13 protein-coding genes are annotated in these 22,115 nt (G+C 67.1%); 5 read left to right on the top strand and 8 right to left on the bottom strand.

Going from position 1 to position 22,115, the window contains the following annotated elements:
- Position 1: 1 nt before the first annotated feature.
- The 5 genes from HLH35_RS18380 to HLH35_RS18360 form a co-directional block, all read right to left on the bottom strand.
- Positions 2–4,795, bottom strand: coding sequence for an ATP-dependent helicase (locus HLH35_RS18380; protein WP_182980527.1), 4,794 nt, complete (start codon positions 4,793–4,795; stop codon positions 2–4).
- Between the two features lie 159 nt (positions 4,796–4,954).
- On the bottom strand, positions 4,955–6,265 hold the full coding sequence (locus HLH35_RS18375; protein ID WP_338029394.1) for an NAD(P)/FAD-dependent oxidoreductase: 1,311 nt from the start codon (positions 6,263–6,265) through the stop codon (positions 4,955–4,957).
- A complete protein-coding gene (locus tag HLH35_RS18370) occupies positions 6,262–7,722 on the bottom strand; it encodes an aldehyde dehydrogenase family protein (RefSeq protein WP_220790771.1) in 1,461 nt (486 codons plus the stop codon). The genes HLH35_RS18375 and HLH35_RS18370 overlap by 4 nt, the downstream gene beginning before the upstream one ends.
- The gene (locus HLH35_RS18365; RefSeq protein ID WP_408870141.1) at positions 7,719–8,732 is read right to left on the bottom strand and encodes an alpha-E domain-containing protein; all 1,014 of its coding nucleotides are present in this window, start codon (positions 8,730–8,732) and stop codon (positions 7,719–7,721) included. The genes HLH35_RS18370 and HLH35_RS18365 overlap by 4 nt, the downstream gene beginning before the upstream one ends.
- Positions 8,733–8,770: 38 nt before the next feature.
- Positions 8,771–10,267 (bottom strand): circularly permuted type 2 ATP-grasp protein, encoded by a 1,497-nt coding sequence (locus HLH35_RS18360; protein WP_246385217.1) that lies wholly within the window; start codon positions 10,265–10,267, stop codon positions 8,771–8,773.
- A gap of 251 nt (positions 10,268–10,518) precedes the next feature.
- Here HLH35_RS18360 and HLH35_RS18355 point away from each other — a divergent pair, with 251 nt between their 5' ends.
- Positions 10,519–13,944 (top strand): transglutaminase family protein, encoded by a 3,426-nt coding sequence (locus tag HLH35_RS18355; protein ID WP_182980525.1) that lies wholly within the window; start codon positions 10,519–10,521, stop codon positions 13,942–13,944.
- Between the two features lie 168 nt (positions 13,945–14,112).
- Here the strand turns inward: HLH35_RS18355 and argC are convergent, their stop codons facing one another.
- Together argC and HLH35_RS18345 are read right to left on the bottom strand one after the other, a co-directional pair.
- Positions 14,113–15,090, bottom strand: a complete 978-nt coding sequence (argC, locus tag HLH35_RS18350) for an N-acetyl-gamma-glutamyl-phosphate reductase (RefSeq protein ID WP_182980524.1) — start codon at positions 15,088–15,090, stop codon at positions 14,113–14,115.
- A 129-nt stretch (positions 15,091–15,219) separates the two neighbouring features.
- Positions 15,220–15,855 carry a glutathione S-transferase family protein gene (locus tag HLH35_RS18345; protein ID WP_182980523.1) on the bottom strand — a complete coding sequence of 212 codons (636 nt, stop codon included), beginning with the start codon at positions 15,853–15,855 and terminating at the stop codon, positions 15,220–15,222.
- A 306-nt stretch (positions 15,856–16,161) separates the two neighbouring features.
- Here HLH35_RS18345 and HLH35_RS18340 point away from each other — a divergent pair, with 306 nt between their 5' ends.
- The 3 genes from HLH35_RS18340 to HLH35_RS18330 all read left to right on the top strand — a co-directional run bounded on the left by HLH35_RS18340 (position 16,162) and on the right by HLH35_RS18330 (position 20,717).
- On the top strand, positions 16,162–17,232 hold the full coding sequence (locus HLH35_RS18340) for a zinc-binding metallopeptidase family protein (protein WP_182980522.1): 1,071 nt from the start codon (positions 16,162–16,164) through the stop codon (positions 17,230–17,232).
- A gap of 78 nt (positions 17,233–17,310) precedes the next feature.
- Complete coding sequence (locus HLH35_RS18335) at positions 17,311–19,803, top strand: circularly permuted type 2 ATP-grasp protein (protein WP_246385216.1); 2,493 nt, start codon at positions 17,311–17,313, stop codon at positions 19,801–19,803.
- Positions 19,800–20,717, top strand: a complete 918-nt coding sequence (locus HLH35_RS18330) for a transglutaminase family protein (RefSeq protein WP_182980520.1) — start codon at positions 19,800–19,802, stop codon at positions 20,715–20,717. Before HLH35_RS18335 ends, HLH35_RS18330 begins: the two co-directional genes overlap by 4 nt.
- Positions 20,718–20,724: 7 nt before the next feature.
- Here HLH35_RS18330 and HLH35_RS18325 read toward each other — a convergent pair whose 3' ends face one another.
- A complete protein-coding gene (locus HLH35_RS18325; RefSeq protein WP_182980519.1) occupies positions 20,725–20,877 on the bottom strand; it encodes a hypothetical protein in 153 nt (50 codons plus the stop codon).
- Between the two features lie 226 nt (positions 20,878–21,103).
- Between HLH35_RS18325 and panC the strand changes: the two genes are divergently transcribed.
- On the top strand, positions 21,104–21,985 hold the full coding sequence (panC, locus tag HLH35_RS18320) for a pantoate--beta-alanine ligase (protein WP_246385215.1): 882 nt from the start codon (positions 21,104–21,106) through the stop codon (positions 21,983–21,985).
- Positions 21,986–22,115 lie beyond the last annotated feature (130 nt).

Genomic DNA, 22,115 nt, shown 5'->3' with positions numbered 1-22,115 from the left:
TTCATTGATGCCAGCTCAGCCCTTTCGGCACCATCGAGAAACCGCAGGCGCGCAGGGCGGCGTTCAGGTGCGTCGTGAGTACAGGGCGGTCGTCGACCAGTTCCAGCGTGAACAGGAGATGCTTCTCGCGCCTGAGCGCGGCGGCGAGCGCGGCCAGGCTGGTGGCGAGCAGGTCCGCGAACGCCGGATCATCCGCGTCGAGATAAGTCAGCAGGTTGCGGCCGCCTTGGGTGAGATACAATACGAGGCGTCCATCGGCGATCACGACGAACGCGCCGGCGCGGCGCGTGGGGCGGATCGCCGACCGGTGCGGCGGCCATGGTAGAATCGTGCCGAAGGGATTGGCCGGATCGCCAGCCGAGAGCCCGACCGGCGTAAGGTCGGTAGACCTCGTGTCCGCGAGATCGCGCAACCGGTCGACGGTCGCGCGTTCCGCGAACTGGGAAGCCCCCAGCCCTTCGACGAAGCGGCCCCGCAAGATCTGCCCTGCATCCTCCATGCTGCGAAAAATCGTCTGCAGCCCGGGAAAGCCGCCCGGCACGTCTTCCGCGACCGCTGCGCCGCGCGTCACGATGCCGTACCGGTCCAGCAACCCCTCGGCCAGCGCCAGTGCGCGGGCCGTGTCACTGACCGTTTCGCGGGGCAGCAGCGACCAACGCCCCGCCAGGGTCGGATCGCCAAGCGCGCCGGATGGCGAAGCGCCGCCCGTCCTGGGCCGCGCGAACGCATGAAGCCCCCTGTGCCGGCGCGACAGGTGAACCGGGCGGGGACGGTGTGTGCGCATGCCCGAGCGCGCACGCAGCGGCGCCCAACTGTCGCTGGTGACATATCCCGCCAGGGCGAGGCCCCACAGAGCGGTGTCGAGGTCAGACACCGACAGCAGCATGCCGCCGTCCCAACTCCCGGCCGGGTCCTCCGCCAGTCGGGCGGGTGCCAATGTTGCAAGCTGGCGCGCGAAATAAGCGCCACCATCGGCGAGAATATCGAGGATCGCGCGCTGCAATGGCGAGAGGGCCGCCATGTCGTCAGCAGCCGGCGGGGGCGGCAGGGTTTCGGCGGCGAATTCCCGCGGATGCAGGGAAATCAGACTGTCTTCCCCGCCGAGCTTGCCATGGCCGCACCACAGGACGCTGCCGATGGCGATCAATTCGTCCAGCATGGCCGGCGTGTAGTCAGGCACGCGGGCTCGCAGGATCTGGTTCTCCCATAACGAAGCCGGCAGCGGCACGCCGGCGAGCTGTTCGATGATTCGCGCGACACCGTGGGTGCCGGTGCGGATCTCTCCTTCCGCATGCATGGGATGACGCGCGGCCAGGCCGTGGCGCTCCAGCAGAAGGCATGCATAGGCGTCACGGCCAGCCGGGCGGGTGGCCTCGCGCGCGGCCTGTAATGAACGCAACCGCAGGCGCCGGAATATGTCGTCGGCCACCCATTCGTGGCGCGCCAGCGGATTGGGCGTCGATGGATTGGACAGGAGGGGACCGGCGGCGGATTCCTCCATCGCTTCCAGCCGGCGCTCGACACCGAAATTTCCTTTGAACAACTTGCCCTGATCGCGCAGCCGTTCCAGTGCCGCGTCGGCGACCGCAACACCGAGACCGAAACAGTCCGCGACCGCGTTTGTCGTGAAAGGCCCATGGGTGCGGGCATATCGCGCGACCAGTTCGCGGAGCGGGTCGGCGGTCGGTAGCAGAAAGATATCGGGCAGATCGGCCGGCAGCGTCACGCCGAGTGCGTCGCGCAGCCGGGCGGCGTCCTCGATGGCGGCCCAGCACGATCTGCCTGCGATCGTCACCCGGATGACGCGACGCTCGGTCGCGAGTGCGGCGAGACACGCTTCGGCGTCGCCCTCCGCCAGGCGCTGCGCGACCGCTTCCACCGATAATGGGCCGAGTTCGCGCAGGAGATCGGCCGTGCCCTCTTTCCCCTTCGCCCGCCAGTTCGGTGCCAGGCGCTGCAACTCGCTTTCCACCTGCTCGGTAACCGCGGGATCAAGAAGCGTTCCGAGATCGACCTCGCCGAGAAGATCGGCGAGCAGCCCGCTATCCAGGGACAGGACGGAGGCGCGTCGTTCGGCGATCGGTGCGTCGGTCGCATACATGAATTCCGCCACGTAACCGAACAGCAGGTCTGCCGCGAAAGGCGAGGGAATGTCGGTTGTCACCTCCACCATCCCGACTGTGCCGTCCGCGAGACGGCGCGCCAGGATGTCGAGTGCCGCGAGGTCGTAGACGTCGCGCAGGCATTCGCGGGCGGTCTCGATCAGGATCGGAAAATCCGGGTGCTCACGCACGATTTCCAGCAACTGCCCGGCACGCAGCCGCTGCTGCCACAGGGGGGAGCGATGGCCGGGGGCGCGGCGTGGCAGGAGCAGCGCGCGCGAGGCACATTCCCGGAAGCGGGCGGCGAACAGCGCCGAGCCGTCCACGGCCTCCGTCACGATGCCCCGGAGCTTGTCCGGATCGAAGAGGAACAGTTCCGCGCCCGGCACGCGTCCGTCCGTGTCGGGCAGGCGGGCGACGATACCGTCATCGCTGGCCACCACCGAAGGGTCGATCCCATACCGGCGCCGGATGCGCGCCGCGATCGCCAGGGCCCAGGGGTCATGCACGCGGCGCCCATAGGGCGAATGCAGGATGACCCGCCAGTCGCCGCCCTCGTCGCGGCAGCGTTCGATCACCAGCGTCCGGTCGGTCGGCAGTACGCCGGTCGCCGCGCGCTGCTCGCCGATGAGCGCGAGCATGTTGGTGATGGCGTTCGTGTCCAGCCCCGCCGCCCGTAGCCTCGTTTCCGGTCGGGGGAGGGCCTCGTCGTCTCTGCTTTCTTCGCGCGTTTCGGCGTCGAGCGTAGCCATGAAGGCGCCGATCGCTTCCCCCAGCTCAGCAGGCCGCCGCGTGCCATCGCCGTGCCAGAATGGCAGCCGGGCAGAGCGGCCCGGCGCCGGCGTCACGATAACCTGGTCGTTGGTGATCTGTTCGATGCGCCAGGATGTCGTGCCGAGGGTGATGATGTCGTTCACCCGGGATTCGTAGACCATCTCTTCATCGAGTTCCCCGACACGGCGCGATCCGGCCCGTTCCTCGCCTTCGGGAAGGATGACGGTGAACAGCCCTCGGTCGGGAATGGTGCCGCCGCTGATGACGGCAAGCTGCAAGGAGCCGGGACGCGGCGTCAGCACCCCGGTCTCGCGGTTCCAGACCAGACGCGGGCGGAACGCGGCGAAATCGTCCGACGGATAGCGCCCGGCGAGCATGTCGAGCGTCGCATCGAACGCGGCGCGAGACAGGGACGTGAAAGGTGCCGCGCGCCGCACGGTCGCGTACCAATCCTCGACGTCCACGGGTGCGACGGCGACCGCCGCCACCGTCTGCTGCGCCAGGACGTCGAGCGGGTTGCGCGGCGGGTCGATCGCTTCGATACGGCCGGCGAGCATGGACTCGACGGTCACGGTGGCATCGACCAGGTCGCGCCGCGTGCGCGGATAGACCAGCCCGGACGAGGCCCCCCCGACCTGATGGCCGGCGCGGCCCACCCGTTGCAGGCCGCTGGCCACCGAAGGCGGGGCCGCGACCTGGATCACCAGATCGACCAGCCCCATATCGATGCCGAGTTCCAGGCTCGATGTCGCGACGACGCAGCGCAGATCGCCGGATTTGAGGGCGCTTTCGATCTCACGGCGCTGCTCTTTCGAGACCGAGCCATGGTGCGATCGCGCGATCAGCGGCGGCGCGCCGGTCGATCGTTTTTCGGTGCTGCCGGAGACCGATGCGTAATGGACGGGCGGCCCGGTGTCCGGCGCGTCCTGCGCCCATCGTTCGGCATAGAGTTCGTTGAGTCTGGCCGTAAGTTTCTCGGCCAGGCCGCGCGAATTGGTGAAGACGATCGTTGCCTGCTGGCCCAGGACCCTGTCGAGGATACTGGCCTCGACATGCGGCCAGATCGAGCCCGCGCGCGTGCTGCGTTCTCCGTCGCTGGCCTCGCCGATCGGCGCCCCCAGCTTGCTCATATCCTCGACCGGCACCACGATCTTCAGATCGAGCCTGCGGCTGGCGGGCGGATTCACGATCGTCACCGGCCGAGCGCCCCCGAGGAACTGCGCCACCCGCTCGGCCGGGCGCACGGTCGCCGACAACCCGATCCGCTGGGCCGGCTGCGGCAGCAATGCATCCAGGCGCTCCAGGCTCAACGCTAGATGCGCGCCGCGCTTGGTCCCGGCCACCGCATGCACCTCGTCGACGATCACCGCCTGCACGCCACGCAACGTCTCGCGCGCCTTGGAGGTCAGCATCAGATAGAGGGACTCAGGCGTGGTGATGAGAATGTCGGGAGGGCGACGCAGCAGCCCCGCCCGTTCGGCCGAAGGCGTATCGCCCGTGCGCATACCCACACTGATCGCGACGGGCGGGTCCCCACGCCGTTGCCTCTCCTTTTCGACACCATGAAGCGGGATTCGCAGGTTGCGCTGCACATCGGCACCGAGTGCCTTGACCGGCGAGATATAGAGAATGCGCGTCGCTGCCCTGGCTTCAGGTTTGGTCGGGGGCTTTACTGACGCGGATGTCGTCTCCGCTTCGCGCTCGCGGAACAGCCGGTCGATCGCATGCAGGAACGCGGCCAGGGTCTTGCCCGAACCGGTCGGCGCAATCACCAGCGCATTCTCCCCACTGCTGATGACCGTCCATGCTGCCGTCTGCACCGCCGTTGGAGCGGCGAACGCCGTGTCAAACCACGCGCGGGTCGCGGGCGCGAAGCGCGCAAGCGGGTCGGCGGTCGGGATCTGCCTCGGAGGGGTCATGTCGCAGCCCGGTTCTCTCTGCTTTTCAGCGGTGTGCGAGGCGGGATTCTTCGTTCTTTTTTGAAAAAAAGAACCAAAAAACTTTGATTCGTTCAGGAGTTTTTTGCTGGGGCAGGCGATGGCCCTGAACGGATCAAAAGTCTTTTTGCTTCTTTTTCTTCAGAAAAAGAAGACCCTTCGCGCCAGCGCATCGACAACCCGCCCCTGCAGCACCTTCGCCGTGACCCCCAGCGGCCAGGCATCATGGAACGGGATCGGCCGGATCGGACCCGGCGGCAGCAGGATGTCTTCGGTGCTGGCGCCCAGCGCGCGGCGGGCCACTTCGCGCCCCAGCACTGTCGCCATCGCGACGCCCCGGCCGTTATAGCCCAGACAGGCGATGATGCCCGGCATCGGTTCGTGCCAGTGCGGGTAATGATCCATCGTGACCGCCACATGCCCGTTCCAGCCATGGGTCCAGGGCACATCGCGCAGGAATGGCCACAGGGCGAGCGCCTGCCGGCGCAGGAACGGGAATGCATCCGGCCCGTCGCGCTCGCCCAGCGTCGACCGGCCGCCGATCAGCAGCCGCCCCGCATCGTCGATCCGGTAATAGGTCGTGATCTCGCCAAGTTCATACAGCACCTCGCGCGACGCCAGGATGCGGGCGCGGGCTTCGGGCGGCAGGGGGGCGCTGGCGATGATGGCGCTGGTGACCGGCACCACGGTCCGGCGGAGCCGGTTCCACAGCCGGTCGGCATAGCCGTTGGTGGCGAAGACCACGCGGTCGGCCAGCACTGCGCCGTGCCGCGTGCCCACCCGCCAGCGTCCGCCCTCACGGCGCACCGACAGGGCGCGGCTGCCACCATAAATCGCGGCGCCATGGGCAATGGCGGCCTCGGCCAGTCCGCGCGCCAGACCCAGCGGGTTCACCTGCCCACCCCGCCGGTCCAGCAGGGCCGCGCGATAATGGGCCGTACCGGTGCGGGCGGCGATCTCTGCCTCGTCCAGCCACGCGACATCCCCACCACGCGCGGCGCATTCCTCGGCCAGTTGCCGCAGGGCCGGAATCTGGGAGTCCGCCGTGGCCGCCCGCACGGTACCACCGCGTGCGGCGGCGCAGTCGATGCCGTGGCGGGCGATCAGATCGAATACCAGATCGGGCGCCGTCCAGGCCGCCTCGGCCAGCCGCGCGCCGCGCTCCGGGCCGAAATGGCGTTCAACTTCCGATGGCAGGGTCTTCAGGCCCGGATTGACCTGCCCGCCATTGCGCCCCGAGGCACCCCAGCCGGGCTCATGGGCCTCCAGCACCGCCACGGCGTGACCGGCTTCGGCCAGATGCAGTGCCGCCGACAGCGCCGTAAAGCCGCCGCCGATCAGGACAGTCTGGACACGGGTCTCGCCCGCCAGCGGCGGGGTCGGCACCGCTGGCCGGGCGGTGTCGGCATACAGGCTGGCCGGCAGCGTGGTACCCACAGGCCGGCCTTTCACGCGTCGGGCCCGTATCCCAGGATGGCCTTGATTTCCAGGAAGTCGGTCAGCCCGTATTCGCCGCACTCGCGCCCGTTGCCCGACTGCTTGTAGCCGCCGAAGGGGGCCGCCACGGTCCAGGGCGCACCATTGATGTTCACATTGCCTGCCCGCAGGCGCCGGGCCACGGCACGGGCCTGGGCCAGATCGCCGCCCTGCACATAGGCCGCCAGGCCATATGGCGTGTCGTTGGCGATGGCGATCGCGTGCTCGACATCGTCATAGGCAATGATCGACAGCACGGGGCCGAAGATTTCCTCGCGCGCGATGGTCATGTCCGGCATGACGCGGCCGAACACTGTGGGGCGCACATAATAGCCGACCGGCAACCCTTCCGGCCGGCCCGTGCCGCCGGCCACCAGGACCGCGCCCTCGTCGATGCCGGTCTGGATCAGGCGCTGGATCTTATCGAACTGCACCTGGCTGACCACCGGGCCCAGCCGCGTGTCCGCGCCATCCGGCGGTCCGACGATGAAATCCGCGGCCGCCTGCGCGGCAAGCGCCATGACCTCGTCCATCCTTGCAGCCGGGACCAGCATGCGTGTCGGCGCGTCGCAGGACTGGCCCGAATTGCCGAAGCAGCCGGCCACGCCACGCCGCGCGGCGTCGGCGAAATCGGCATCGGGCAGGATGATGTTGGGCGATTTGCCGCCCAGTTCCTGATGCACGCGCTTGACCGTATCGGCCGCCAGCCGGGCGACGATGGTGCCGGCGCGGGTGGAGCCGGTGAAGGAGACCATCTCGATATCCGGGTGGCGGGCAATCGCCTCGCCCACCCCGGGGCCGTCGCCATTCACCAGGTTGAACACGCCGGGCGGCACGCCGGCCTCGTCCAGGATCTCGGCGAACAGCAGGCCGCTCAGCGGCGCGATCTCGCTGGGTTTCAGCACCATGGTGCAGCCGGCGGCCAGCGCGGGGCCGACCTTGCAGGCGATCTGGTTCATCGGCCAGTTCCACGGCGTGATCAGCCCGACCACACCCACCGGCTCGCGCGTGATCATCATGCCGTCGACCTGCTGGTCGAAGGTGAAGTCGCGCAATGCGCGCGCCGTTTCCTCCAGATGTGCCATGCCGGCCCAGGCCTGTGCGTCGCGCGCCATGGGCAGCGGGGCGCCCATTTCCAGCGAGATCGCGGCGGCCATGTCGTCCATGCGCCGGCGATAGACCGTCAGAATCCGCTCGAATACGTCCAGCCGTTCGGCGCAGGTCGAGACCGACCACGCGGCAAAGGCACGCCGCGCCGCCGCCACCGCCCGGTCGACATCGCCCGCGCTGCCCAGCGCGATGGCGGTGCAGGGGGCTTCGGTGGCCGGATCGATGACATCGAGCAGGCGAGGGGCCAGGGGTTCCACCCAGGCCCCGTCGATATAGAATTGTGTCGCGTGGGGCAGGCGGCCGGGATCGAACGGCGAAATCATGACTGGGACTGTTCCTGACTCAAGCCCGGATCAGGGTCCGGAGGGGCGGCGGCGGCCGGCATGGCCGGTGGCCAGAAGGCCCGGGCGATCTCGCCCTGCACCAGATGCAGTTCGCGCTGCACCCAGTCGAGGAATTCGTGCAGGCCGCGCAGGATGATGTCCTCCACGGTCTGCTCCGCCAGGGTGGCGCGCAGTTCCTCGATCCGCTCGGCGGCGGCGTAGCCGTTCTTCAGACCGTAATCGGTGCGCAGATGGCCCACCGCCCAGTGCAGCTGGCGCAGGCTGGTCGAGAGCGACCGGGGGAAGCCGTCATTCTTCAGCAGGAAGCCGACGACATGGGCCGGCGTCATGTCGCCCGGCACCGTGCGGCGGTAGGCGTGATAGGCGGCGGCCGAGCGCAGCACGGCGGCCCACTGGCCGATATCGACCTCCGACCCCACCCCGGCGACGCTGGGCAGCAGCGTGTGATATTTGATGTCGATCAGCCGCGTGATCTGGTCGGCCCGCTCCAGGTTGCGGCCGATCAGGTAGAACAGCCAGGCCTGATCACGATAGAACGTGCCCTCGGTGATCCCGTGATGGGTCTGGCAATCCTGTTTCAGCCGCGCGCACAGGGCCGACAGGTTGGATGGGCGGATATCGGTCGGCCCCAGCGCGCTGATGGCGTTGGTGAACATGTTGAGATGCATCCACATCTCGGTCGAGATCAGCGGCCGCAGCGAACGCGCATTCTCGCGCGCCGCATGCGCGATCGAGACGATGGAGTTCGGATTCTCGCGGTCGATGACATAGAAGCCGACGACATTTTCCTCCGACGCGACCGCGTGCCGCTCGAAGAACCGTTCGTCGTCGGCATTGATCTGCACGATCGACAGCCAGCCCGTGCTGGTGCTGCGCGCGCGCACGAACGTCTCGGTCACGTCGATCAGGCGGGCGAGGTTCTCGATCCGCTCCATGTAGCGCGCCAGCCAGATGGTACATTCGGCATAGCGCGACAGCAGGTTGGGCATGGCGATGCCGCCCGGCGGAATATCGATCATGAGAGGGTTCATGATGCCAGCACCCATGTATCCTTCGACCCGCCGCCCTGCGAGGAATTGACCACCAGCGATCCCTTGCGCAGCGCCACGCGCGACAGCCCGCCGGGCAGCACCCAAGTCGACTCGCCGGTGACCGCGAAGGGCCGCAGATCGACATGCCGCGCCTCGACCCCGGCCTCGCACAAGGTGGGGCAGACCGACAGGTCGATGACCGGCTGGCTGATATAATTGGCCGGATCGGCCAGCAGGCTGGCGCGGAATGTCTCCAGCTCGGCCTGGGTCGCGTGGGGGCCGATGATCAGCCCATAGCCGCCGGATTCGCCGACCGGCTTGACCACCAGCCTGTCCAGGTTCGCCAGCGTATAGGCCAGCCCCTCGGGCTCGCCGCAGATATGGGTCTCGACGTTCGAGAGGATCGGCTCCTCACCCAGATAATAGCGGATGATGCGCGGCATGTAGGCATAGACGGCCTTGTCGTCCGCAACGCCGGTGCCGATCGCGTTCGCGATCGTCACGTTGCCACGGCGATAGGCGTCCACCAGGCCGGGCACGCCCAGCATGCTGTCGGGGTTGAAGACCTGCGGGTCGAGAAAATCGTCATTCAGGCGGCGATAGATCGAATGGACCGGGCGCGGTCCCGCCACGGTGCGCATGAATACGCGCCCGTTCTCGACCATCAGGTCGCGGCCCTCGACCAGCGGCACGCCCATCTCCCGCGCCAGGAAGACATGCTCGAAATAGGCGGAGTTGTAGATGCCGGGCGACAGCAGCACGACCTCCGCGTCGCGGATGCCGCCGGGCGCCGTTTCGGTCAGCGCGCGGCGCAGACGCGGCCCGTATTCGTCCACCGGCATCAGGTCCAGGCCCGCGGCCAGATCCGGCATGCTGCGCAGCATCATGTGCCGGTTCTCGATGACATAGGACACGCCGGAGGGCGTGCGCGCATTGTCTTCCAGAACCAGGAAGTTCCCGGCGCCGTCCCGGACCAGGTCGGTGCCGTTGATGTGGACGTAGACCCCTCCGGGAACGTCCAGCCCCTCCATCTCGGGCCGGTAATTGGAATTGCCCAGCACCAGCCCGGCGGGAACGATGCCGTCCTTCAGGATGCGGCGCTCGTGATAGATATCCCACAGGAAATGATTGATCGCGGCGACGCGCTGCTGCACCCCGCGCTCGACATGGTCCCATTCGGCGGCGGTCAGCACGCGCGGAATCAGATCGACGGGCAGGATGCGGTCGATCGCGTCGCGATCGGTATAGACGGTAAAGGTAATGCCCAGATTATACAGGTCCGCCTCGGCAACGCGGGCCCTCTGGCGCAGTTCCGTCAGCCCGAAATGCGCCAGCCTCTCGCGAATCAGGGTCAGGCTCTCGGGCGCCGCGTCCCGCCGGTTCATCAATTCGCAATAGAAATCAGGCGTATCGTAGGACACGAACAGGCCCGGTCCCTGTTGCGCGTCGTGCTGCCCCGGATCGCTTCCGAAGTCGCTCCCAAAGTCGCTCATTGTCCCGTTTTCTCCCGTGCCTGGCAGGAGATCAGGCGCGAAGGATTCATGTCCACCCCACCTGCTGGTCCGTGTTCCGTTACAGCCAAGCAAGAATTTGCGCCGCCGCCAAGGCCCAATCGGTGTGATCTCCGTATTGCTATTATTCGGGGGTGGGGCGGTGTGAATTTCCGCTTTCCCCCCTGTTCGCGGCAGACCATGCTGGGCTACCGTTCCCAGTGCGGAATATCACTCTGGTTCAAGGTCGACGCATGACCCTGCATGTCGCACTGACGCATCGTACCCGCTATCAATACGACCGTCCGGTCTCGCTCGGTCCACAGACCATCCGGCTTCGCCCGGCTCCCCACGCCCGCACGCCGATCGTGTCCTACGCCCTGCGGATCGAGCCCAAACCCCATTTCATCAACTGGATGCAGGACCCGTCGGGCAATTATCAGGCCCGGGTCGTGTTCCCCGAACGCGTGACCCATTTCGAGGTCGCCGTTGATCTGGTGGCCGACATGGCCACGATCAACCCGTTCGACTTTTTCCTTGAGCCCGAGGCCGAACACTGGCCCTTCGCCTACGACCCCGTGCTGGCCGGCGAACTGGCGCCCTACCGCGTGTGCGAGGAACCGGGACCGCTGCTGGCCGAGCTGCTGGCGGGCGTCGACCCGAGCCGGCAGCGCACGGTGGACATGCTGGTGGCGCTGAACCAGCGGGTCCAGCAGCGCATCGCCTATGTGGTGCGGCTGGAGCCCGGCGTCTGGACGCCCGAGGAAACGCTGGAGAAAGGTCAGGGCTCGTGCCGCGACAGCGCGTGGCTGCTGGTCCAGCTGCTGCGCAATCTGGGCTTCGCCGCGCGCTTCGTCTCGGGCTACCTGATCCAGCTCGTGGCGGACCAGAAGCCCCTGACCGGCCCCGAAGGCCCGACCGAGGATTTCACCGACCTGCATGCCTGGGCCGAAGTCTATCTGCCCGGCGCCGGATGGGTCGGGCTGGACGCGACCTCCGGCCTGCTGACGGGCGAGGGGCACATCCCCCTGGCCGCAACGCCCGAGCCCGCCTCCGCCGCGCCGATTTCCGGCCTAATCGGCAAGTGCGAGACCGAATTCGATTTCGCCATGTCGGTAACGCGGGTGCTGGAAACGCCCCGCACCACCCGTCCGTACAACGATGCGCAATGGCAGGCGATCCTCGCGGCCGGACGCGCGGTCGATGCGACGCTGGAAGAAGGCGATGTCGGCCTGACCATGGGCGGCGAGCCGACCTTTATCGCCGCCGACGACATGGACGCCCCTGAATGGAACATCGACGCGCTGGGCCCGACCAAGCGCGCCTATGCCGGGCGGCTGCTGCGGCGCCTGCTGCCGCTCTGGTCGAAAGGGGCGGCGATCCAGCATGTGCTGGGCAAGCATTACCCCGGCGAGCAATTGCCGCGCTGGGCGCTGCTATGCCACTGGCGCCGGGATGGCGAGCCCGTCTGGACCGACCCGTCGCTCCTGGCGTCGGACGATGACAGCGACACGGCGACCGAACAGGACGCCGCCGCCTTCTGCCGCGCGCTGGCCGAGCGGTTGCAGGTCGATCCCGGCCTGGTCAATCCGGCCTATGAAGACATTCATTATTATCTGTGGCGCGAGCATCGGCTCCCCGCCAACGTGATCGTCGAGGACGCCAAGCTGCGCGACCCGCTGGAGCGCGAGCGCCTGGCCCGCGTCTACGGCCACGGGCTGAACGTGCCGGTCGGCAGCGTGCTGCCGCTGCGCGTCGTGGTGCGCGACGGCGTGCGCCGCTGGCAGTCCGGGCGCTGGTTCTTCCGGGGCGACCTGATGTTCCTCGTCCCCGGTGACGCACCGGTCGGCTTCCGCCTGCCGCTGCAAAGCCTGCTCTGGGCCAGCGAAGACAATATCGACCATGACATGGAGCGCGATCCGTTCGCGCCCGTGCCGCCGCTGCCGCCCCATCCCGCCCTGGCCCGCCGCACCGGCCCTTCGGCCGGCGGCACCGCCCCCGGCTGGTCGGAACAGGGCGTGCCCCGCCACCCCGGCGCGGCCGAGCCTGGCGAGCAGCCCGCCCTCTCGGACCTGCCGGCCCTGCCGCCCTATCCGGGTGGCGGCACCGGGCGCATCCCGCTGGATCGCGCCATCGCCACTCATCTGGTGGAAGTCGGGCGCGAAGAGCCCGAACTCGTGCGTACCGCCCTGGCGGTCGAGGCACGCGGTGGCCTCCTGCATGTCTTCCTGCCCCCGCTCTACGCGGCCGAGGACTGGCTGGACCTATGCGCGGCGGTCGAGGACACGGCCCGCGCCTTCGGCCGCAAGGTGGTGCTGGAAGGCTATCAGCCGCCGCGCGACCCGCGCCTGCTGAATTTCTCGATCACCCCCGACCCCGGCGTGATCGAGGTCAACATCCACCCCGCCGCAAGCTGGGACGAACATGTCGGCCGCAGCGAACAGCTTTATGACGAGGCCCGCGCGACCGGGCTGATCGCCGAGAAATTCATGGTCGACGGCCGCCATGTCGGCACCGGCGGCGGCAACCATGTGGTGATGGGCGCCGCCCGCACCGCCGACAGCCCGTTCCTGCGCCGGCCGGACCTGCTGAAATCGCTGGTCGGGTTCTGGCACAACCATCCGTCGCTGTCCTACCTGTTCAGCGGCCTGTTCATCGGCCCGTCCTCGCAGCACCCCCGCGTGGACGAGGCCCGCGACGACAGCGTGGCGGAACTGGAAATCGCCTTCGCCCAGGTCCGCCCCGATCAGCCGACCCCGCCCTGGCTGACCGACCGGCTGTTCCGCAACCTGCTGGCCGACATCACCGGCAATACGCATCGCACCGAATTCTGCATCGACAAGCTCTACGCGCCGGAAACCTCCACTGGCCGACTGGGCCTGGTGGAATATCGCGCCTTCGAAATGCCGCCCCATCACCAGATGGCTGCGGCCCAGATGCTGCTGATGCGCGCGGCCGTCGCCGCCTTCTGGAACAAGCCCTACGAACGGCGCCTCGTGCGCTGGGGCACGCGCCTGCATGACGATTTCATGCTGCCCCATTATGTCAGCCAGGATTTCAATGACGCCATCGCCGAACTGCGCGCCCTGGGCGCGCCGCTGGACGCCGACTGGTTCGCCCCGCACATGGCGTTCCGCTTCCCCGAAGTGGGCACCGTGCCCCTGCTGGGCATGACGCTGGAACTGCGCAACGCGCTGGAACCATGGCACACCCTGGCCGAAGACCCGGCAGCGGGCGGCACCGTGCGCTATGTCGACAGCTCCGCCGAGCGCGTCCAGGCCCGCGTCACCGGCTGGGTGGACGAGCGCTATATCCTCGCCTGCAACGGCGTCGGCGTGCCGCTGACCCGCACCGAACGCCAGGGCGAATATGTCGGCGGCGTGCGCTTCAAGGCCTGGAACCCGCCCAGCGCCCTTCACCCCACCGTGGGCGTGCAATCCCCGCTGGTGTTCGACGTCTACGACATCTGGACCGGCCGCAGCATCGGCGGCCTGACCTACCACGTCGCCCACCCCGGCGGCCGCAACTACGAAACCCGCCCAGTCAACGCGAACGAAGCCGAAGCCCGTCGCCGCATCCGCTTCTTCCCGTTCGGCCATACGGTGGGGGCCATGCCGACGCCGGTTGTGCGGCGGTCGCTAGAACAGCCGCGGACGCTGGATCTGCGGCGGTTTGGGTGACGCAGGGCGCTGCCCTGCACCCGGAAGGGGACAGTCGTCCCCTTCACCCCATTCGTCAGGCGATTACACTGTTTGTAGGCATGTCGGCTTTCGACCCTTCTAAGCCATTCACAGGTCCGGTGAAGCCGCCACTAACCGGACATTCCGCAGCGGCCTGATTGTGAGACCTCAAGGCCAAATAGGAGCGCCATCCAGCCCCGCAGTTTCCGGCAGGCCACAAATCAAATTCGCATTTTGGACCGCCTGACCGGCCGCTCCCTTTCCAAGATTATCAATGACGCTCATCGCGATAACCAAGCTCCGCTCCGGATCGGCTGCATAGCTGATGAAGGCAAGGTTCGAGCCGGTGGTCCATTTGGTCTGAGGCGGCTTATCCGTCACACGAATGAATGGCCGTTCGGCATAAAAGCGCCGAGCCGCATCAAGGCACTGGTCCGTTGTCGCTTTGCCACGACAATAGATGGTGGCCAGCACGCCACGGGTCATCGGCACCAAATGTGGCGTAAAGACCAATCCTGCCGCGCTTCCTCCACTCAGTTTTTCAATGGTTTTCGCGATTTCAGGCATGTGGACGTGTTTTAGGAGGCCGTAAGGCTGCAAGTTCTCATTGGTTTCGGCATAGCTAAACTGGCTGTTTGCGCCACCTCTGCCTGCGCCGGAGATGCCTGTCTTAACATCGATTACGATATTGCTCGGCTCGATCAGTTTGTCGGCAAGCAGCGGGGCCAGCGCGTTGAGCGTCGCGGCCGGGAAGCAACCGGGGTTTGCAACACGCACTTGGCCCGCGATCTGCTGCGGCCAAACATCGGCTAGACCATAGGTCCAACCATCGACGTAGCGGTGATCGCCGCCAATATCGACGATCTTCACGTCCTTGGGGACAAGCGAAAGCGCTTCAGCCGATGTGCCCGTGGGGAGGGAGGCGAACAGCACATCGATCTGCGGCAGGGTAGCGGGGTTCCACTTCTGAATAACCAGTTCTGCCAGCTTGGTCGGCACACCGGGGAAACGGTCCACAAGGCGGCTGCCCGCGCTGCCCTCGCCAGCAGCATAGACCAGATCAAACGACGGGTGGCTCGCAATCAGGCGCAGGGCCTCGCCGCCGCCGAAGCCGCTAATTCCGACAATGCCAACGCGAATCCCCATGGTGCTATTCCGCCGCTTGAGTGAGCAAACAGGAGCATTTTGGCGGCCATTCCACACCTCGGCAAGTCAGGTACCGACCCTTGTGAGACGGCTACGGCTCGATACGAGAAGCTACAAGCGGACTTCGTCTCAAGGCCAAGCGGTAAGATTTTCTCTTTTGTTCAATTCAATGAAGGAAGGGAGAGTACTATTTCGTGCGATATATCGTTGAATATTAGGCCAGTTTGTCGCAGGGCTTTCCATGTTGCGCGACCAACGCATTAACATGATTGCCAAGAAGTCGGCAGTCGTGCGCTGCTTTCCAACGAGATACGCTTCTTCACCAAGCAAAGACAGATCGAGTTTAGACCATGCGCCTTCGATCCTGCGTGTCGCCAATGCCTTCACGGCATCCGCTCCTTCCGGGTTTCCGTCCTTAGTCGCATAAAAAAGGTCTCGCATCGCTGGCAGTAGCGTGTTGGCGAGATAGATCATCAATTCAAACCACTTCGCTCTCTCTGGCGTACCTAGCGCCGGTGCGAGGCCAGCAGCCGGATGGCGTTCCGCGAGTAGCATTAGAAGAGCGGTTGATTCCCGAATAGGATGGCCATCGACGATTAAGGTCGGTACTCGCCCATCGGGATTAAGGCGCAAATACTCAGGATCTCGGTTGGAACCAACGTCTAGATCGACTAAGCGCGCTTCAAACGGGGCACCTATCTCAATCAAGGTCCAGTGGACTGCCATACTGGCAGCTCCCGGTGAGTAATAAAGTACGTAGCTCAACCTGAACCTCCGTCACCGAGAACGTGCCATCGGATGCACTGATACCGCGATCCTGTCTAAAAACATGGGTAACGCAAACCCTATGGGGCTGGATTTAATGTCTCCTCTTTAAAGAATTACACTCCAAAGCTGTCAGGCCGCTTACCCCTCCCCATAGCGAACATACATATGGATCATAACCCAAACCCCGGGAGGTGCAGGAGGCAAGCCCCCTGCCGGGGTGTCGGGGCGGCGCCCCGACAAACGGAACGACCGCCCCAATCAATGCGTTGTGCAGGCATCTGAAATATTCCAAGAGCCCGCATCATGAAGCTGTTCGCCTGCCAGTCCTGCAATCAGGTCCTGTTCTTCGAGAACACGGCCTGCGAGCGGTGCGGTCATAGCCTGGGCTACCTGCCCGAGGAAAATGACCTCAGCGCGCTGGAACCGGTGGTGGGCGCGGACAGCACATGGCACCCGTTGTCGAATGCCGCGACCGGCTCGGCCTACCGGTTCTGCGCCAATGCCGGGCGGAACGCCTGCAACTGGCTGGTGCCGGCCGGCGGCGACGTCTTCTGTCTGGCCTGCCGCCTGAACCGGACCATCCCGGACCTGACGGAGCAGGAGCATCTGGACCAGTGGCGGAAGCTGGAAACGGCAAAGCACCGGCTGGTCTATACCCTGCTGCGCCTGAATTTGCCGATCGTGGGCCGGCTGGAAGACCCTATGGGCGGGCTGGCCTTCGATTTCCTGGGCGATCCGCCCGATGGTGGAAAGGTGCTGACCGGCCATCAGGATGGGCTGATCACCATCGCGCTGCGCGAGGCCAACGATGCCCAGCGCGAGGCGATGCGGATCGAGATGGGGGAGCTGTATCGCACCCTGCTGGGCCATTTCCGGCACGAGGTCGGTCATTACTACTGGAACGTGCTGGTGCGCGACGGCGGGCATCTGGACGATTTCCGTGCCCTGTTCGGGGATGAGCGCGCCGACTACCAGGCGGCGTTGCAGCACCATTATCAGGTCGGGGCGCCCCCGAACTGGCAGGACAATTTCGTCAGCGATTACGCGACCACGCACCCGTGGGAGGATTTCGCCGAGACCTGGGCGCACTACCTCCACATCGTCTCCACGCTGGAAACCGCGCGGGCCTATGGCCTGTCGGTCGATATCCATGTGTCCGACGATCCGGCCCTGCAGACCGAGGTCGCGTTCAACCCCTATGCCCCCGGCCCGTTCCAGCGGATCGCCGACGCGTGGCTGCCGCTGACCTATGCGATCAACAGCCTGAACCGCTCGATGGGCCAGATCGATTTCTACCCGTTCGTCCTGGCGCCCCCGGCGCTGGAAAAGCTGGCCTATGTCCATGATCTGATCCACGGCGCCGCGCCGGGCTGACGGGGCCGTTCGGGGCGAACCTTCGCAAGACCGTTTACTGTTGGCGCCGCTTCGCCCATACAACCATGCATCATGGACATGGCGCCCATCCCTGTTGACGAGATGGTTGACGGTCATGGCGGCGTCCGGCCTCATTGGCGGCGCCTGCTCGGCGCGATCAGCGATCTCGGCCATCGTGAACTGCTCGAACGCGGCAGGCAGATGGCGCGCGCCCTGCACGACCAGGCTGGCCCCGTCGAAGGCGCCGCCGCAGGGTGCGATCCGGTCCCGCTGCTGCTGACGGCGCAGGAATTCGCCCGCCTGTCGGAAGGGGTGGTGCAGCGCGCCCAGGTGTTGGAGGCCACATTGCGCGACCTCTACGGGCCGCGCACCCTGCTGGCGGATGGCGTGCTGCCGCCGGCGCTGGTCTACCCGGCGCCGAACTTCCTGCGCATGGGCGGCCCGGTTTCGGGGGCGTTCCTCAATTTCTATGCCGTGGACCTGATTCGCGGTCCGGATGGCGCATGGCACGTGGCCGCCGACCGGGTGGCGCGCGCCAACGGTATCGGCCAGGCGCTGGAAAACCGGCGGCAGATGACCCGAACGCTGCCCGAACTGTTCGCGGGGCGCGAAGTCCAGCCCCTGTCGCCCTTCTTCGACGCCTGGCAGGACAGCCTGCATCGCCTGGCCGGCCTGCCGGACCGTAACCCCGGCCTGGCGCTGCTGACGCCGGGTCCGCGCGGCACGCTGTGGGCCGAGCATGTAATCCTGGCGCGGGAACTGGGCTGCGTGCTGGCCGAGGCCGGCGACCTGGCGGTGCGCGACGGCGCGCTGTGGCTCAAGACGGTGCGCGGCCTTCGCCCGGTGGATGTGCTGCTGCTGCGCCAGGACGGATGGACGGTCGATCCGCTGGAACTGGAAGGCGGCGGCACGCCCGGCATCGCCGGCCTGCTGGATGCCGCGCGCGGCGGCGCGGTCCATCTGGTAAACCACCCCGCATCCGGCCTTGTCGAGGCCCCGGGCCTGGCCGCTTTCATGCCCGCCCTGGCCCGCCGGCTGATCGGCGAAGATCTGAAACTGCCCGACGTTCCGGCCCTCTGGCCGGCGCAATACGGTGTCGATGCCCTGCTGTCCGAAGACCGGAGCCGCTGGTGGCTGCGTGACAGCGCCAGCACCCGTGGCGCCTCCTGCCGCCTCGATCGGGCGAAGGACAGCATGCTGGCGGCCCTGCGCCGCACTCCGGAGCGGTTCGTGGCGGTCGAGGCATTGGCCCCGTCGGTCATGCCGTCGATCGGGTCTGCCGGGATCGAACCCGGTGGCATCGTCCTGCGCCTGTTCGCGCTGTTCGATGGCGGCGCCTGGCAGGTCATGCCCGGCGGCATGGCGCGCCTGCTGCCCGATTCCGACCTGCCGCCCGGCGGCCCGATGGATCGCGCACGCGGCGGGCACAGCATCACCAAGGATGTCTGGGTCACCGTCGAGGACAGCCGGAACCTGGTCGGCATCGCGGCCCCCCCCATGTCGGTCCTGGCCATCCGTCGCGGGCAGGGCGACCTGCCCAGCCGGGCGGCCGACGATTTCTACTGGCTGGGCCGCTATCTGGAGCAGTTGGAAGATGCCGGTCGCGTCCTGCGCGTGCTGACGCGCCGGGTCGGGCGGATCGACGGCTCCCCCCGCGAGCGGGCGGAGCTGGAAACCGTGCTGCGCCTGGCGGTCCATATCGGCCTGCTGCAGGACGAAAGCATGGCCGGCGCGGGCTTTGCCACCCAGGTGCGGGCCCTGGCCGCCGTCACGCTCGACACCGGCATGCCCCAGCGCCTGCTGTCCGAAATCGCCCGGGTATCGGCGGGCTTGCGCGACCGGATGACGGTCGAGACGTTCGAGACCATCGTCCAGGGCACCGACGCACTGCGCAGCCAGTTGCGCGAGGCGCGGGTGACGGGCGATGCCGGGCGCACGCTGGAACGGGTGGGCCGCGTCACCGATGGCCTGCTGCGCTATGGCGCGACCATTTCCGGCCTGACGGCGGAAAACATGGTGCGCAGCGGCGGCCGCCAGTTCCTGGAACTGGGCCGCCGGGTCGAACGCGCCAGCGCGATCCTGACCGCGATGGCGCTGATCCTGCGCCAGAAGGATGTCGCCCAGCGCGGCCGGATGGAAGGGGCATTGCGGCTGATGCTGGAACTCAGCGACTGCGCCATCACCTATCGGTCGCGCTATTTCGCGGTGTTCCAGCCGGCGCCGGTGCTGGACCTGCTGCTGCTGGATGGCGGCAATCCGCGCGGCGTGGCCAGCCAGATGGCGATGGTCGCCGACGCGCTGGCCGATCTGGAGCCCGGCGACGGAACGGGCCTGGCCGGCGCGGCGGGCCAGGTCATGGAACGCCTGCGCGGGGTGGTGAATGATGTGCTGTCGGCACCGCAGCAGGATGTCGCGGCGGCGGCGCTGCCGGAGCGACTGCTGGCCATCCATGCCGGGCTGCGCGACCTGGGGCAGCAGATCGCACGGCGTTATTTCGTCGTGCTGACCTCTCCGCGCGCGGTCGGCGGCCTGCGTGCCGTCGATCGGGACGAGGCAACGGACGAATCATGATCTATCGCGTGCGCCACCTGACCCGTTACGTCTATGGCAGCCCGGTCGACCTGGCGGCCCATATCGTGCATGTCACGCCGCGTGCCCTGCCGGGGCAGGCGGTGCACTGGACGCGGCTGGAGGTCACGCCGCCCCCGGTGCGGCGCGTGGATGGCGTCGATTATTTCGGCAACCTGATCGCCTGGCTGTATCACGAAGCCCCCCATGACAGCTTCGATGTGCTGGCGGAATCGGAGGTCGAGGTCGCGTTCGCCCCGCCGCCGCCCGAGGATGCCACCCTGTCATGGGAGGATGTGGCCGCCCTGGCGCGCGCGGGCGGCGCGCCGGCATGGCAGGTGGCGGAATTCCTGTTCGACAGCCCGATGTGCGCGGCCAACGCGGCGGCGGGCGATTATGCCGCCCTGTCCTTCACCCCCGGCCGGTCGGTCCTGGCGGCGCTGCTGGACCTGAACATGCGGATCTACACCGATTTCCGCTTTCGCGCCGGCGTCACCACGCTCTCCACCCCGATCGAGCAGACCCTGGCCCGGCGCGAGGGTGTGTGCCAGGATTTCACGCATCTCATGATCAGCGCCTTGCGCTGGATCGGCGTGCCGGCGCGCTACATGTCCGGCTATATCCGCACCCGCCCGCCGCCGGGGCAGGCGCGGCGGCTGGGGTCAGACCAGTCCCACGCCTGGGTCGGGGCATGGCTGGGCCCGGCCCATGGCTGGATCGGCCTGGACCCCACCAATGGCATCGTGATGCGTGACGAGCATGTCGTTCTGGGCTGGGGGCGCGATTACGCCGATATCAGCCCGGTACACGGGCTGATCCTGGGCGGAGGCAATGACAAGCTGAAGGTGGGCGTCGATCTGGTCCCCGCCGAGGAATGGGAAGATTTGCCCGCCGAGCCGGTCGACGAGACGCCCTGACGCCGCGTCAATGCGTGCCGGACGTCTTCAGCCCGGCTTCGAAGCCTTGGCTCTGCCAGATTTCCTTCTGGGTCGGGGGACGCTTCTGCTTGCCACCCCCACACGCGGCAACCGAGAGAACGAGGGCCGCCAGGCCAATAAACCGCATCGTCTGGAACAAAGGGGGCCTCCTGCCCAGTATCCGCCCGGCGGAGACTGGATAAAAAGAATATCCTGGTCGCCTGCCGGTCTCGGAAATTCATGCATGAATTTCGCATGCGGGACACCAGGCCGCAGGCGTTCATAGCAGACATTCCGGCTCACGCGGAAGAGATGCCGCCGCCCTTTCCTTGCCGGGGAAACGGGCCGATATAACCGGGCGCAACCATCCACGGGCGGCAGGACAGATGCTGGAAACGCTTACCACCGACATGCGGACGCTCCATGCCGTCGCCGATCTGCGGCAGGCCGTGCGCGACTGGAAGAGGGACGGGCTGACGGTCGGGCTGGTGCCGACGATGGGCGCGCTGCATGAGGGGCATCTCAGCCTGGTGCGCGCGGCCCTGCGCGCCACCGATCGGGTGATCGTCTCGATCTTCGTCAACCCGACCCAGTTCGATAACCCGGCGGACCTCGAAACCTATCCGCGCGTCATGGAAGCCGATGCGCGCCTGCTGGCGGAAGCCGGCGCGCATGTGCTCTATGCGCCGACGGTGGCCGAGATGTATCCGTCCGGCTTCGCCACCACCGTGTCGGTGTGCGGCGTGTCGGACGGTCTCTGCGGTGCCCATCGCCCCGGCCATTTCGACGGGGTGGCGACCGTGGTGTGCAAATTGTTCCTGCAAAGCCAGGCCGACGCGTCCTTCTTTGGCGAGAAGGATTTCCAGCAGGTACATGTCGTCCGCCGGATGGCCGCCGATCTGGACATCCCGATCCGGGTGGAAACCTGCCCGACCGTGCGCGAGGCCGACGGGCTGGCGATGTCGTCGCGCAACCGTCGCCTGACCGGTCCCGGCGACCGCGACCACGCCCGCGCCCTGCCACGGGCGCTGGCAGACGCGGCCCGCGCGATCGCCGATGGCCAGTCCATGGACATGGTCATGGCGACAACGCGCGACCGCCTGCTGGCGGCCGGGTTCAGCGATGTGGAGTATCTGGAATTGCGGCGCGAAGCCGATCTGGCGCCGTTGGCGCGCTTCGACGGCCAGCCGGCGCGCCTGCTGGCCGCCGCGTGGCTGGCCGGCGTCCGGCTGATCGACAATGTGCCGGTTCTGCCCGCGAAGATGTAGGCTCCGTCAGGCCAGGGCTCTGCCCCATAGGCGCGAAGTTAATATTTTCTGAGGTCTTGAGCTTGTGAGCTTCGCTTTCTGACGGGTTGTGCCTGTCTTCGTCGAAAGCGCTGGATGACGTCATGTCTGT

Source organism: Gluconacetobacter asukensis (assembly GCF_014174375.1).
GTDB lineage: Bacteria > Pseudomonadota > Alphaproteobacteria > Acetobacterales > Acetobacteraceae > Gluconacetobacter > Gluconacetobacter asukensis.
Note: the sequence above shows the minus strand (reverse complement) of the source record. Positions and strands in the feature narration are given on the sequence as shown.

Coding starts and splice junctions, on each gene's coding strand:
- HLH35_RS18360 (WP_246385217.1), bottom strand. CDS start 10,267: ATGAGCGACTTTGGGAGCGACTTCGGAAGCGATCCGGGGCAGCACGAC.
- panC (WP_246385215.1), top strand. CDS start 21,104: ATGCTGGAAACGCTTACCACCGACATGCGGACGCTCCATGCCGTCGCC.
- HLH35_RS18335 (WP_246385216.1), top strand. CDS start 17,311: ATGGCGCCCATCCCTGTTGACGAGATGGTTGACGGTCATGGCGGCGTC.
- HLH35_RS18355 (WP_182980525.1), top strand. CDS start 10,519: ATGACCCTGCATGTCGCACTGACGCATCGTACCCGCTATCAATACGAC.
- HLH35_RS18340 (WP_182980522.1), top strand. CDS start 16,162: ATGAAGCTGTTCGCCTGCCAGTCCTGCAATCAGGTCCTGTTCTTCGAG.
- HLH35_RS18365 (WP_408870141.1), bottom strand. CDS start 8,732: ATGCCCAACCTGCTGTCGCGCTATGCCGAATGTACCATCTGGCTGGCG.
- HLH35_RS18370 (WP_220790771.1), bottom strand. CDS start 7,722: ATGATTTCGCCGTTCGATCCCGGCCGCCTGCCCCACGCGACACAATTC.
- HLH35_RS18330 (WP_182980520.1), top strand. CDS start 19,800: ATGATCTATCGCGTGCGCCACCTGACCCGTTACGTCTATGGCAGCCCG.
- argC (WP_182980524.1), bottom strand. CDS start 15,090: ATGGGGATTCGCGTTGGCATTGTCGGAATTAGCGGCTTCGGCGGCGGC.
- HLH35_RS18380 (WP_182980527.1), bottom strand. CDS start 4,795: ATGACCCCTCCGAGGCAGATCCCGACCGCCGACCCGCTTGCGCGCTTC.